Genomic DNA, 15369 nt, shown 5'->3' with positions numbered 1-15369 from the left:
ACGCGCACACGACTGGACCACAACAGTGAAGGGTTTCGCCCTGACGCTATGAAGGGCGGTGAAGGCGGACAACCCCTACCAGCCCCCCTAGGGCCCCCATGACGAAGCGGGGGTCGGGACAATTCCCGACCCCCGCTCAGCGGCCCGAATTCACGACGGATTCACGACGGATAATCCACAGCCATTCGCTCCGAACGGGCGTCATCCCCTCCCGAGGTCGCGGTTGATGAGGGCGAAGAGTTCCTCGTCGCTGGTGGCGTCGAACGCGCTGCCGCCCACCGGCTCGGACTTGGCCGGACCGTCGTCCCACTGGGAGAGCAGCGCCTGCATCCGGACCTTGATCTTCGTCCGGGTCAGGTCGTCCGGCGCGGCGGCCGCCATGGCGGCCTCCAGTCGGTCGAGTTCGCCGAGCAGGTCGGTCGCGCTCGGCGCGCCGTCGGGGGCCAACTCGGTGCGCAGGTGCCGGGCGAGGGCCAGCGGCGTCGGGTAGTCGAACACCAGCGAGGACGGCAGTCGCAGCCCGCCCAGCAGGTTGAGCCGGTTGCGCAGCTCCACCGCCGTCAGCGAGTCGAAGCCGAGCTCGTTGAACGCCCGGTCGGCCTCGACCTCCTCCACCCCGTGGTGGCCGAGCACCTCGGCCACGTGGGTGCGGACCAGGTCCAGCAGCAGCTGCTCCTGGCCGGCCTCCGGCAGCTCGGCGAGCTGCCCGCGCAGCTCGGCCGAGGCCTCGCCGTCGTCCGCCCGGTCCGCGGCGCCATCGGTGCCCAGCGCCCGCCGGACCTCCGGCAGGTCGCCGATCAGCGGGCTGTGGCGCACCGCCGTGAAGCCGGGCGCGAACAGCGCCCAGTCCACGTCGGCGACGGTGACCGCGGTGTCGCCGTGGTCGAGGGCCGCGCCGAGGGCGGCGATGGCCGTCTCCGGGTCGAGCACCGGCAGGCCGCGGCGGCGCAGCTGCTCCTCCGCGTCGTCCTCGGCGGCCATGCCGCCGCCGCCCCACGGGCCCCACGCCACCGCGGTGGCGGTGAGGCCGGCGGCCCGGCGCTGCTCGGCGAGCGCGTCCAGGAATGCGTTGGCCGCGGCGTATCCGGCTTGGCCGGCACCGCCCCAGGTGGCGGCGATCGAGGAGAACAGGACGAATGCGTCGAGCGGTTCGGAATTCGCGCCGAACAATTCGTCCAGGTGCACCGCTCCGGCCACCTTCGCATTCACCACGTCGGCGAATTCGGAAATTCCGGTGGCACCGATCGGCGAGGCCTGGCTGACCCCTGCCGCGTGCACCACCGCCCGGACCGGGTCGCCGGCCTCGGCGAGCCCGGCGACCAGGGCCGCGAGCGCGGTCCGGTCGGCCGCGTCGCAGGCGGCCAGGGTGACCCGGGCGCCGAGGCCCTCCAGCTCCGCGCGCAGTTCGGCCGCGCCCGGGGCGTCGGCGCCCCGGCGGCTGGTCAGCACCAGGTGCTCGGCGCCGTTGGCGGTCAGCCAGCGGGCGACCCGGGCGCCCAGGGCGCCGGTACCGCCGGTGACCAGGACGGTGCCGCGGGCCTGCCAGCCGTCGACCGGGCCGGCCGGCAGCGGAGCGTGCTCCAAGCGCCGGACGTACGTGGCGTCGGCGCGCACCGCCAGCTGGTCCTCGCCCTCGCCGGCGGCCAGGGCGGCCGCGAGGCGGCGGCCGCTCCGCTCGTCGAGCGTCGCGGGCAGGTCGATCACGCCGCCCCAGCGGTCCGGGTGTTCGAGGGCGGCGGTCCGGCCGAGGCCCCAGATCTGGGCCTGGCCGCCGTGTTCGATCCGCTCGCCGGCTCCGGCGGCGACCGCGCCGCTGGTGGCCAGCCACAGCGGGGCGGCGACGCCGGCCTCGCCGAGCGCCTGGACCAGCCGGACGCTCGCGGTCACGCCCGCCGACAGGGCGGGGTGCTCGGGGTGCGGGCGGTCGTCCAGGGCGAGCAGCGAGAGCACGCCGGTCGGGGCGACCCCGTCGGCGGCCGCGCCGGCGAGCCGGGCGGCGAAGCCCTCGGTCTGCGCCTCGCCGGTGGCCACCGTCAGCTGCCGGACGTCGGCGCCGTGTCCGCCGAGGGCGTCCGCGGCGGCCTGCGCCAGCTCGGCACCGGGGCCGTCGGCGGGCGCCACCAGCAGCCAGCTGCCGGTGAGCCCGGCTGCCGGGTCCTCCGGCAGGGTCTGCCAGGTGGCCCGGTAGCGCCAGGCGTCCAGGGTGGCGCGCTCCCGGCTCTGCCGGCGCCAGCCGGTCAGTGCGGGAAGCACCTCGCGCAGCGCCGAGCGGTTCTCCTCGGCGACGTCCAGCGTGTCGGCGAGCCGGGCGAGGTCGCCCTGCTCGACGGCCGTCCAGAACCGCTCCTCCGTCGGGTCGGCGGTTGCGGAGGGCGCGGCCGGCCTGTCGGCCGTGACGGCCTCGGGCCAGTAGCGCTGCCGCTGGAAGGCGTACGTGGGCAGGTCGAGCGCCGGCACCGGCCGGTTCCCGTACAGGGCCGGCCAGTCGACGGCCGCCCCCTGGACGTGCAGCCGGGCCACGGCCGCCAGCAGGGTGCGGGCCTCGGGCCGGTCGCCGCGCAGGGCGGCGACGAGGACGGCGTTGCCGTCGGCGTCGACGCAGTCCTGGCCCATGGCGGTGAGCACACCGTCGGGGCCCAGCTCCAGGTACGTGGTCACGCCCTGGGCCTCCAGGGTGCGCATCCCGTCGAGGAAGCGGACGGCCTCGCGGACGTGGCGCACCCAGTACTCGGGCGAGCACAGCTCCTCGGCCGTGGCCATGTCCCCGGTGACGTTGGAGACGACCGGGATGCGCGGGGCGCTGTACGTCAGCCCCTCGGCAACAGCCCGGAACTCCTCCAACATCCCGTCCATCAGCGGCGAGTGGAACGCGTGCGAGACGCTCAGCCGCTTGGTCTTCTCGAACTTCCCGGCGATCGCGAGGACTTCATCCTCGGCGCCCGAAACCACGACGGAGGAAGGCCCGTTGATCGCCGCGATGCTCACCTGAGCGGTCAGCAGCGGCAGCACCTCCTCCTCCGAGGCCTTGACCGCCACCATCGCACCGCCCTCCGGCAGCGCCTGCATCAGCCGACCACGCGCCGCCACCAGGGCGACCGCGTCGTCCAGCGACAGCACACCCGCGACGTGCGCGGCCACCAGCTCACCGATCGAGTGGCCCACCAGGAAGTCCGGACGGACCCCCCAGCTCTCCACCAGCCGGAACAGCGCCACCTCGACCGCGAACAGCGCGACCTGGGTGAACTCCGTCCGGGCGAGAACCGAAGCGTCCTCGCCGAACACCGCCTCCCTCAGCGGGAGTTCGACCCGAGCGCAGACCGCGTCGAAGGCCTCCGCGAACACCGGACAGGCCTCGTACAACTCACGCCCCATGCCAGGACGCTGACTGCCCTGCCCGGTGAAGGCGACGGCGGTGCGGCCGCTGCGGGCCAGGCCCTGGACGTAACCACTGCCGCTGCCGCCGGCGAGGGCGGTCAGGCCGGCGAGCAGCTCGGCACGGTCGGAGCCGAGCACGACGGCCCGGTGTTCGAACGTCGAGCGGGTCGCCGCCAGCGCGTGGCCGAGGTCGGCCGGCGCGAGGCCGGGGTTGTCCTCGACGAAGCCGCGCAGCCGCTCGGCCTGGGCCCGCAGGGCCGCCTTGCCGCGGGCGGAGAGCACCCAGGGCAGCGCGTCGACCGCCGGTCCTTCCGCGTCGCGGTCGACGGCCGGCTCGGTGTGGTCGGCCGTCGGGGCCTGCTCGATGAGGACGTGGGCGTTGGTGCCGGAGACGCCGAAGGAGGAGACGCCCGCGCGGCGCGGCGCACCGGTCTCGGGCCAGTCCCTGGCCTCGGTGAGCAGCTCGACCGCGCCCGCCGACCAGTCGACGTTCGGCGTCGGCTCGTCCACGTGCAGGGTCTTCGGCAGGACGCCGTGCCGCATCGCCATCACCATCTTGATGATGCCGCCGACGCCGGCCGCCGCCTGGGTGTGGCCGATGTTGGACTTCAACGAGCCCAACCAGAGCGGCTCGCCGTTCTCGCCGCGCTCCTGGCCGTAGGTGGCGAGCAGGGCCTGGGCCTCGATCGGGTCGCCGAGGCGGGTGCCGGTGCCGTGCGCCTCGACCACGTCGACCTGGCCGAGGGTCAGGCGGGCGTTGGCCAGGGCCTGGCGGATGACGCGCTGCTGGGCCGGGCCGTTGGGGGCGGTCAGGCCGTTGCTGGCGCCGTCCTGGTTGACGGCGGAGCCGCGGACGACCGCCAGCACGCGGTGGCCGTTGCGGCGGGCGTCGGACAGGCGCTCCAGCAGGAGCATGCCCGCGCCCTCGCCCCAGCCGGTGCCGTCCGCCGCCGCGGCGAAGGACTTGCAGCGGCCGTCGGCGGCCAGGCCGCGCTGGCGGCTGAACTCGACGAACACACCCGGGGTCGAGGTGATGATCACACCGCCGGCCAGGGCGAGCGAGCACTCGCCGCTGCGCAACGACTGGGCCGCCAGGTGCAGCGCGACCAGCGAGGAGGAGCAGGCGGTGTCCACCGTCACCGCCGGGCCCTCGAGCCCGAAGGTGTAGGAGATCCGGCCGGAGGCGACGCTCGCCGCGTTTCCGGTCCCGACCAGGCCCTCGGCCTCCTGCGAACCCTCCAGCAGCGGCGCGTAGTCCTGGCCGTTGGTGCCGGCGAAGACGCCGACCCGGTCGCCGCGCACGGCGGCGGGGTCGATCCCGGCCCGCTCGAACGCCTCCCAGGTGACCTCCAGCAGCACCCGCTGCTGCGGGTCCATCGCCAGCGCCTCACGCGGCGAGATGCCGAAGAACATCGGGTCGAACTGCGCCGCGTCGTGCAGGAACCCGCCCTCACGGGCGTAGCTCTTGCCGCTCTTCGCCGGGTCCGGGTCGTACAGCCCGGCCAGGTCCCAGCCTCGGTCGGTCGGGAACGCGGTCACCGCGTCGGTGCCCTCCGACACCAGCCGCCACAGGTCCTCGGGCGACTGGACGCCGCCCGGGTAGCGGCAGGCCATCGCGACGATCGCGATCGGGTCGTCGTCCTCGGCCGAGAGACGGGCCGCCACCGGCAGGCCGTCGCCGTCCTGGGCGCCGAGCACCTGCGAGCGCAGGTGGTCGGCCAGGGCGGTGGCGTTCGGGTGGTCGAAGACCAGGGTCGGCGACAGCTTCAGTCCGGTCTCCCCGGCGAGGCGCTTGCTCAGCTCCACCGCGATCAGCGAGTCGAAGCCGAGCTCCTGGAACGCCCGGGTGGGCTCCACCGCGTCCAGGGTGGTGTGGCCGAGGACGGCCGCCACCTCGGAGCGGACGAAGTCCAGCAGCACCCGGTCACGGTCCGCCGCGGGCACCTGCGCCAGCCGCTGGGCCAGCGAGGAGTCCGCGCCGGCCGGGACGGCCCGGGCGAGTTCACGCACCTCGGGCAGGTCGCCTATCAGCAGGCCGGGCCGGTTCGCGGTGTAGCCGAGCGCGAAGCGCGCCCAGTCCACGTCCGCCACCAACGGGGCGCCGTCCGGCTCCGCGAGGGCGCCCGGCAGTGCCGCCAGCGCCGCCCGCGCGGTCAGCGGGCGCAGGCCCGCCCGCTCCCACGCACCGGTGGTCCCGGCGCACTCGGCCTCCTCGGCCCAGGGGCCCCAGGCGATCACCGTCGCCGGCAGCCCGGCCGCGCGGCGCTCGGCGGCCAGGGCCGCCAGCTCCGCGTGCGCGACCGCGTCCACGCCGTGTCCGACGCCGCCGAGGACGCCGACCGCCGTGGAGCAGACCACGAACGCGGTCAGCGGCAGTGCGGCCGTCAGCTCGTGCAGCGCGCGCACCTCGGCGACCCGCTCGTGCACGGCCGCCGCCAACTCCCGCGGCGGGACGCCGTCCACGGCCCCGACCGGGGTCGCGGCACCGGCGTGCACCACGGCGGTCACCGGGTGGCGCTCCAGCAGTGCGGCGAGCGCGGCGCGGTCGCCGGCCGGGGCGTCGACGACGGTGACCGGCACGCCGAACTCGGCCCGCAGCGCCTCCTCGTCCCGCTCCGTCCGGCCGGCCAGCACCAGGTGCTCGGCCCCGCCGGTGGCCAGGCGGGCGGCCAGCCGCTCGCCGACCACGCCGTCGGCGCCGCAGACCAGCACCGTCCCGGCCCCGTCCCACCACCGGTCGCCCGGCAGCGGGCGGCGCGCCGCCCGGACCAGGCGCGGCACCGACACGCCCGAGGAGCGCAGCACCAGCTGGTCCTCGCCGTCGGCCGCGCCCAGCACCTCGGTGAACCGGCCGAGCACCCGCTCGTCCAGCTCCTCCGGCAGGTCGACCAGACCGCCCCAGGCCTGCGGCGCCTCCAGCGCCACCACCCGGCCGAGGCCCCACAGCCGCGCCCGCTCCGGGCGCACCGGCCCGTCGGCGTCGATCGCCGCGCCGCCCCGGGTGGCCACCCACAGCGGGGCGGTCACACCGGCGTCGGCCAGCGCCTGCACCAGTGCGCCGGTCCGGGCCAGCAGGCCCTCGTCCCCGGCCCGCTCGGCCGGCACCGCCAGCAGGGACAGCACCCCGGTCAGGGCGCGGTCCTGCGGCAGGGCCCGGCCGAGCCGCGCCGCCGTCTCGCCGCGGTCGAGGCCTTCCTCGGCCAGCGGCAGCACCAGCAGTTCGGCGCCGGCCTCGGCGACCGACCGCCGGACGGCCAGGACGTCGGCGTCCTGCGCCCGCTCGGCGGGCACCACGACCAGCCAGGTGCCGGTCGGCGCCCCGGCGGCCGGGGTGACCGGCTGCCAGGCGATCCGGTAGGCCGAGTCGGCGGCCTCGGCGAGTTCGCGCAGGCCCCGGTGCCAGGAGGACATCGCGGGCAGCACCGCGCTCAGCGGCTGGTCCCCGGTGACGTCCAGGGTCCGGGCCAGCCCGGCGAGGTCACCCTCGTCCACGGCCGCCCAGAACGCGCTCTCCGCCGGGTCCCGGTGGGCGTCGGCCGGCGCGGCCTGGGCCGTGCCGGGGCCGCCGAGCCAGTACTGCTCGCGCTGGAAGGCGTAGGTCGGCAGGTCCACCCGGCGGGCACCGGTGCCCGCGAACAGCGCCGACCAGTCCGGCGTCACACCGTGCACGTGCAGGGCGGCCAGCGCCTCCAGCGCGGTCCGCGCCTCGGGCCGCTCGGCGCGCAGGGCGGCGGCGAAGGCCGCGTCCTGCCCGTCGACGCAGTCCTGGGCGAGGGCGGTGAGCACACCGTCGGGGCCGAGTTCCAGGTACGTGGTGACGCCCTGGGCTTCCAGCGTCCGCATGCCGTCGGCGAAGCGGACCGCCTCGCGGACGTGGCGCACCCAGTACGCGGGCGAGCACAGCTCCTCCGCCGTGGCCAGCTCACCGGTCACGTTGGAGACGACCGGGATCACCGGCTCGGCGTAGGCCAGGCCCTCGGCGACGGCCGAGAACTCCGCCAACATGCCCTCCATCAGCGGCGAGTGGAACGCGTGGCTGACGTGCAGCCGCTTGGTCTTCTCGAACTGCCCGGCGATGGCGAGGACTTCACCTTCGTCACCCGAAATCACCACGGAGGTCGAGCCGTTGATCGCCGCGATGCTGACGTTCTCGGTGAGCAGCGGCAGGATCTCGGCCTCGGTGGCCTTCACCGCGACCATCGCGCCGCCCTCCGGCAGCGCCTGCATCAGGCGGCCGCGAGCGGCGACCAGCGTGACGGCGTCGTCCAGCGAGAGGACACCCGCGACGTGGGCGGCCGCCAGCTCGCCGATCGAGTGACCGGCCAGGACGTCCGGACGGACCCCCCAGCTCTCGTACAGCCGGAACAGCGCCACCTCGACGGCGAACAGCGCCGGCTGGGTGAACTCGGTCCGGGCGAGGACCGCGGCGTCCTCGCCGAACACCGCCTCCTTCAGGGGCAGTTCGACCCGAGCGCAGACCGCGTCGAAGGCGTCCGCGAACACCGGGAAGGCCTCGTACAGCTCCCGGCCCATGCCGAGCCGCTGGCTGCCCTGACCGGTGAACAGGAACGCGAGCTTCCCGCCTCGCGGGGTGCCGCGCAGCAGCCCGGCGGCCGTTCCGCCCTCCGCCAGGGCCGCGAGCGAGCGCAGCAGCTGCGCCCGGTCGTCCGCGAGCAGCACCGCGCGACGGTTCAGGTCGGTGCGGCCGACCGCGAGCGAGTAGGCCAGGTCGACCGGGCGCAGCCCGCCGTCGGCGGCCACCCGCGCGCTCAGCCGTCGGGCCTGGTCGCGCAGTGCGACCTCGGTGCGGCCGGACAGCGCCACGAGCACGGGGCCCTCGACCCCGACAGCCTCGGCCGGCTCGGCCGACTCCGCCTGCTCCGGCTCCACGGCCGGGGCGTGCTCCAGGATGACGTGGGCGTTGGTGCCGCTCACGCCGAAGGCCGACACACCGGCCCGGCGCGGCCGCCCGGTCTGCGGCCAGTCCCGCTGCTCACGCAGCAGTTCCACCGCGCCGGCCGTCCAGTCGACGTGCGTGGACGGCTCGTCCACGTGCAGCGTCCGCGGCAGGACGGCGTGCTGCATGGCCAGCACCATCTTGATCACGCCCGCCACACCGGCGGCCGACTGGGTGTGGCCGAGGTTGGACTTCAACGAGCCCAGCCACAGCGGCTCGCCGTCCTCGCCGCGCTCCTGGCCGTAGGTGGCCAGCAGGGCCTGGGCCTCGATCGGGTCGCCCAGCACCGTGCCGGTGCCGTGCGCCTCGACCACGTCGACCTCGCCGCCGGACAGCCCGGCGTCGGCCAGCGCCGCGCGGATCACCCGCTGCTGCGACGGCCCGTTCGGCGCGCTCAGCCCGTTGCTGGCGCCGTCCTGGTTGACGGCGGAGCCCCGGACGACGGCGAGCACGGGGTGCCCGTTGCGCCGCGCGTCGGACAGCCGCTCCAGCAGCACCAGGCCCGCGCCCTCCGACCAGCCGGTGCCGTCGGCGGCCTCGGCGAACGGCTTGCACCGCCCGTCGGCGGCCAGCCCGCGCTGGCGGCTGAACTCGACGAACGCGCCCGGCGTCGCCATCACGGCGACACCGCCGGCCAGCGCCATCGAGCACTCGCCGCCGCGCAGGGCCTGCGCCGCGAGGTGCAGGGCGACCAGCGAGGAGGAGCAGGCGGTGTCGATGGTGACAGCCGGGCCCTCCAGACCGAAGGCGTACGCCATCCGGCCGGAGATCACACTGCCCGCGTTGCCCGTGAGCAGGTGGCCCTCCACACCCTCGGGCAGCTCGGTCAGGCCGGAGCCGTAACCCGAGGGCGCGGCACCGAGGAAGACGCCGACCTGGCCGCCGCGCAGGGCCGCCGGGTCGATGCCCGCCCGCTCGAACGCCTCCCAGGAGGTTTCGAGCAGCAGACGCTGCTGCGGGTCCATCGCGAGGGCCTCACGCGGGCTGATGCCGAAGAACTCGGCGTCGAAGCGGCCCGCGTCGTACAGGAACCCGCCCTCGCGGGCGTAGCTGGTCCCGGCGTGCTCCGGGTCCGGGTGGTAGATCCCCTCCAGGTCCCAGCCGCGGTCGGCCGGGAAGCCGGCCACGGCGTCACCGCCGGCGGCCAGCAGCTGCCACAGCTCCTCGGGGGACCGCACACCGCCGGGGTAGCGGCAGCTCATCGCGACGATCGCGATCGGGTCGTCCTCCCGCGCGATGGTGGCCACGACCGTCCCGGTGACCGGCTCGTCCTCGGCACCGAGCAGTTCGGTGCGCAGCAGGGCGGCCAGGGCGGCCGGGGTCGGGTGGTCGAACACCAGCGTGGCGGGCAGGCGCAGGCCGGTGGCCGCGTTGAGGCGGTTGCGCACCTCGACGGCGGTCAGCGAGTCGAAGCCCAGCTCCCGGAAGGCCCGGGCCGGGTCGACCTCGGCGGCCGAACCGTAGCCGAGGACCGCGGCCGCCTCGCTGCGGACCAGGTCCAGCAGGACCCGGTCACGGTCGCCCGCCGGCAGGCCGGTCAGCTTCCGCAGCAGCGGCGAGCCGCCGTCCGCGCCGGCGCCCGCGCCGGCGTCGGCCGCCAGCGCGGCCAGGGCCTCCGGCACCTCCGCGATCAGCGGACGCGGCCGGGCGGCCGCGAAGGCCGGGGCGAACCGCTGCCAGTCGACGTCGGCCACGGCCAGGAACGTCTCGTCCTGCTCCAGCGCCTGCCGCAGCACGGTCAGCGCCAGCTCCGGGTCCATCGGCACGAGGCCGCGGCGGCGCATCTGCTCGCCCGCCGTGCCGTCCGACATGCCGCCCTCGGCCCAGGCGCCCCAGGCCACCGATGTGGCCGTCAGGCCGCGCTCGCGCCGCATGCGCGCGAGCGCGTCCAGGCCGGCGTTGGCCGCGGCGTACGAGCCCTGGCCGCCACCGCCCCAGACCCCCGCGTTGGAGGAGAAGAGGACGAAGGCGTCCAGCTCGGTGTCCCCGAGCAGCTCGTCCAGGTGCCGCGCGCCGGCGATCTTCGCCTGGGCGTTCGCGGCCAGCTCGGCCGCACCGGTGACGGCCAGCGGCGCCGAGTCCCCGACACCGGCGGCGTGCATCACCGCCCGCACCGGCTCGCCCTGCCCGGCCAGACCCGCGACCAACTCGGCCACCGCCGCCCGGTCCGCGACGTCGCACGCGGCGACCGTCACCCGGGCACCGAGGCCCAGCAGCTCCGCACGCAGCTCGGCCGCGCCGGGCGCGTCCAGGCCCCGACGGCTGGTCAGCACCAGGTGCTCGGCGCCGTTCTCGGCCAGCCAGCGGGCGACGTGGGCACCGATCGCCCCCGTACCGCCGGTGACCAGCACCGTGCCGCGCGGCTGCCACGCCCCGACGGCCGGCGCGTCGCCCAGCGGGGCGCGCCGCAGCCGTCGGACGAACACGCCCGAGGAGCGGACGGCCACCTGGTCCTCGTCACCGATCCCCGCCAGGACGGCGGCGACCCGCGCCCGGGAGCGCGCGTCCAGCTCGGCCGGCAGGTCCAGCAGGCCGCCCCAGCACTCCGGGTGCTCCAGTCCGGCCACCCGGCCCAGGCCCCAGACCTGCGCCTGCGCCGCGCTGTGCAGCCGGTCGGCGCCACCGGTCGCGATCGCACCCCGGGTCGCCAGCCAGAGCCGGAGGCCACCGTTCACGCCGCCGTTCAGGCCACCGTTGACGCCGCCGTGCTCGGCGACGGCCCGGACCAGGTCGACGGTGTCGACCAGACCGGACGCGACCACCGGGTGCTCGGCGTGCGGCGCCTCGTCCAGCGCGAGCAGCGACAGCACGCCGGACGGCGTCACGCCCTCCTCGGCGGCCGTGGCGAGAGCCGCGGCCAGGGCAGCGACCGCCCCGCCCGCCTCGACCCGCAGCACGCTCGGCTGCGCACCGTACTCGGCCAGCAGCTCGGCGACCGCGGCCGGCAGCGGGTCCTCCGCTCCGAGGGAGGCGGGGACGAGGACCAGCCAGCCGCCGGTCAGCGTGCCGGTCGGCACCTCGGCGAGCGGCTTCCAGTCCACCCGGTAGCGCCAGCTGTCCACCGTGGAGTGGTCACGCTGCTGACGGCGCCAGGCCGAGAGCAGCGGCAGGGCAGCGGCCAGGGCGGCACCGTCACCGGACGCCTCCAGGTCCAACTGCCGCACCAGCGTGTCGAGATCGCCGCTCTCCACGGCTTCCCAGAAGCGGCTGTCGGCCGGGGAGGCCGCCGCCGTGCCGGCGACCGCCGGGGTGGTGGCGGGCTTCGGCCAGTAGTGCTCGCGCTGGAAGGCGTAGGTGGGCAGGTCGATGCGGTGGGCCGTGGGGAACTGGGCGGTCCAGTCGACGGTGGCGCCGTTGGACCAGGCCTCGGCGAGGGCGGTCAGGAAGCGCTCCCGGCCGCCCTGGTCACGGCGCAGGGTGCCCTGGACCGTGGCCTCGGCGAGGGCGGCGTCGATGGACTCCTGGATGCCGACGGTCAGCACCGGGTGGGCGCTCACCTCGACGAACTGCGAGTGGCCCGAGGCCAGCAGGGCGTCGACGGTCGACGCGAACTCCACCGTCTGGCGCAGGTTGCGGTACCAGTACCCGGCGTCCAGCGAAGCGCTGTCGACCAGTTCACCGGTGACGGTGGAGTGGAACGGCACCTCCGGCACCCGGGGCGTGACCGGGGCCAGCAGCTCCGCCAGACGGGCCTCGATGCGCTCCACGTGCGCCGAGTGCGACGCGTAGTCCACCGCGATCCGACGCGCCCGGACCTCCTGCCCGGCGCAGTGCTCCATCAGCTCGTCCAGGGCACCGGCATCGCCCGAAACCACCACCGAGCTGGGGCCGTTGACCGCAGCGATCGAGATTCCATCCCGGCCGGACAGCAGCTCGCGGACACTCTCCACGGGCAGCGGAACGGACACCATCCCGCCCAGACCCGAGAGCTCGATGATCACCTGGCTGCGCAGCGCCACCACCAGCGCCGCGTCCTCCAGCGACAGAGCACCGGAGACGGCAGCGGCGGCGATCTCGCCCTGCGAGTGCCCCACCACCGCCGACGGCTCCACACCGCACGAACGCCACAGGGCAGCCAGCGAGACCATCACGGCGAACAGCACCGGCTGGACCACGTCCACCCGCTCCATCCACCCGCCGTCCCCACCCGAGACGACCTCCAGCAGATCCCAATCCACATGCGGAGCAAGCGCCTTGGCGCACTCCTCCATCCGGGAACGGAACACCGGCTCATCCGCCAGCAGCCCCTGGGCCATGCCCAGCCACTGCGAGCCCTGCCCCGGGAAGACCATGACGGCCTTGCCGCCCGATCCGGAACCCCGGACCACCGACGAAGCGCTCTCCCCTGCGGCCAGCGCACGGAGGCCGGCGAGCAGCTCGTCCCGCCCGTCGCCGACCACCACGGCCTTGTGCTCGAACACCGCCCGCGAGGACACCAGCGAGTAGCCGACGTCCGCCGGCCGCTCGTCCGCGACCGCCGCCAGCAGGCGCTGCGCCTGCTCCCGCAACGCGGCCTCGGTACGACCCGACAGAGCCCAGGGCAGCACGCCCGTGGCCTCGTCGGCCGGAGCCGCCTCGATCGGGGCGGCCTCGGGGGCCTGCTCGATGATGGCGTGGGCGTTGGTGCCGCTGAAGCCGAAGGAGGAGACGGCCGCGCGACGCGGACGCCCGGTCTCCGGCCAGGGCCGGGCCTCGGTCAGCAGCTCGACGGCGCCCGAGGCCCAGTCGATGTGCGGCGACGGCTCGTTGACGTGCAGCGTCTGCGGCAGCACACCCTCCCGCATCGCCATCACCATCTTGATGATGCCGCCGACACCGGCCGCCGCCTGGGTGTGACCGATGTTGGACTTCAACGACCCCAGCCACAGCGGCTCTTCGGCACGCTCCTGACCGTAGGTCGTCAGCAGCGCCTGCGCCTCGATCGGGTCGCCCAGCGAGGTGCCGGTGCCGTGCGCCTCGACCGCGTCGACCTGCTCGGCCGACAGTCCGGCGTTGGCCAGGGCCTGGCGGATCACCCGCTGCTGGGACGGCCCGTTCGGGGCGGTCAGCCCGTTGCTGGCACCGTCCTGGTTGATCGCACTGCCACGGACCACCGCGAGAACCTGGTGGCCGTTGCGCTGCGCGTCGGACAGCCGCTCCAGCAGGAGCATGCCGACACCCTCACCCCAGCCGGTGCCGTCCGCGTCGGCCGAGAAGGCCTTGCAGCGGCCGTCGGCCGAGAGGCCGCGCTGGCGGCTGAACTCGATGAACGCGCCCGGGGTGGCCATCACGGTCACACCGCCGGCCAGCGCCATCGTGCACTCGCCGCTGCGCAGCGCCTGGATGGCCCAGTGCAGGGCGACCAGCGAGGAGGAGCAGGCCGTGTCGACGGTGACCGCCGGGCCCTCAAGACCGAAGGTGTACGCCAGACGCCCGGAGACCACGCTGCCCGCGTTGCCCGTACCGAGGTGCCCCTCGACGTCCTCCTCCGCGCTGGTCAGCACCGAGGTGTAGTCGTGGTACATCACACCGGCGAAGACGCCGGTCGCGCTGCCGCGCAGGGTGGCCGGGTCGATGCCGGCCCCCTCGAAGGCCTCCCAGGAGGTTTCGAGCAGCAGACGCTGCTGCGGGTCCATGGTGAGCGCCTCGCGCGGGGAGATCCCGAAGAACCGCGCGTCGAAGCGGCCCGCGTCGTGCAGGAAGCCACCCTCGCGGGCGTAGCTCGTCCCCTGGTGCTCCGGGTCCGGGTGGTAGAGCGCGTCGAGGTCCCAGCCACGGTCGGTCGGGAACGACGTGATGCCATCGCGACCGCCGAGCACCAGCTGCCACAGGTCCTCGGGCGAGGCGACCCCGCCCGGGTAACGGCAGGCCATGCCGACGATCGCGATCGGCTCGTCCACGACGGTCGTGGACAGCACCTCGGCCACCACCGGGGCCTCACCCACGAGTTCGTCGCGGATGAAGTCGGCCAGCGCGGCGGGCGTCGGGTAGTCGAACACCAGCGTGGCCGGCAGGCGCAGGCCGGTGGCCGCGTTGAGACGGTTGCGCAGCTCGACCGCCGTCAGCGAGTCGAAGCCCAACTCCCGGAAGGCCCGGGCCGGGTCGACCTCGGCGGCCGAACCGTGCCCCAGAACCTCGGCCACCTGCGTACGGACCACCTCGCGGACGGTCTCGTCGCGGCGCGCGGCCGGCAGGGCCAGCAGGCGCTCCGCCAGCGAACCGGCGGCCGCGGTGCTGCCGCTCGCGGCGGTCCGGCGGCGCGGCGTACGGACGAGTCCGCGCAGCAGTGGCGGAACGTCGCTGCTTCCGACCGCCGTGACGGGGTCGAGGTGCATGGGGACGACCAGGGCGCGCTCCAGGGTGAGCGCACCGTCGAACAGGGCCAGACCCTCCTGCGAACGCAGCGGCGCCACGCCGGCTCGGGCCAGACGACGGACGTCCGCGTCCGACAGGCTGGTGGCCATGCCGCCGTCCTCGGCCCACAGGCCCCACGCCATCGACATGCCGGGCAGGCCGTCGGCACGGCGCTGCTCGGCGAGCGCGTCCAGGAACGCGTTCGCGGCGGCGTAGTTGCCCTGGCCGGCGGCTCCGAAGACGCCGGAGGCGGAGGAGAACAGGACGAACGCCGACAGGTCCATCCCTGCCGTCAGCTCGTGCAGGATCACCGCCGCGTCCACCTTCGGACGCAGCACCGCCGACAGCCGCTCCGGCGTCAGCGACGACACCACACCGTCATCCAGGACGCCGGCGGTGTGGACCACCGCCGACAGCGAACGACCCTCCAGCAGCGCCGCGACAGCGTCGCGGTCGGACACGTCACACGCGACGACGTCCACCTCGGCGCCCAACCCCGCCAGCTCGTCACGCAGTTCGGTCGCACCCGGGGCATCCAGGCCGCGACGGCTGGTCAGCACCAGACTCCGCACCCCGTGCGCCGTGACCAGGTGCCGGGCCACCAACGAACCCAGACCACCCGTACCACCCGTGACGAGAACCGGGCCCTCACCCAGCGACACGCTGCTCTCCGAGGAAGCGGCAACGCGCACCAGACGCGGCGC

1 protein-coding gene is annotated in these 15369 nt (G+C 75.4%); it reads right to left on the bottom strand.

All coding sequences use genetic code 11. The features are described from left to right. Positions 1-201: 201 nt before the first annotated feature. Positions 202-15369 (bottom strand): type I polyketide synthase (locus ACWDBE_RS37900; protein WP_449810240.1); only part of this gene is annotated, 15168 nt, incomplete at its 5' end.

This window comes from Kitasatospora sp. NPDC001132 (genome assembly GCF_053598415.1).
This window is presented reverse-complemented; position numbering and strand designations above follow the sequence as displayed.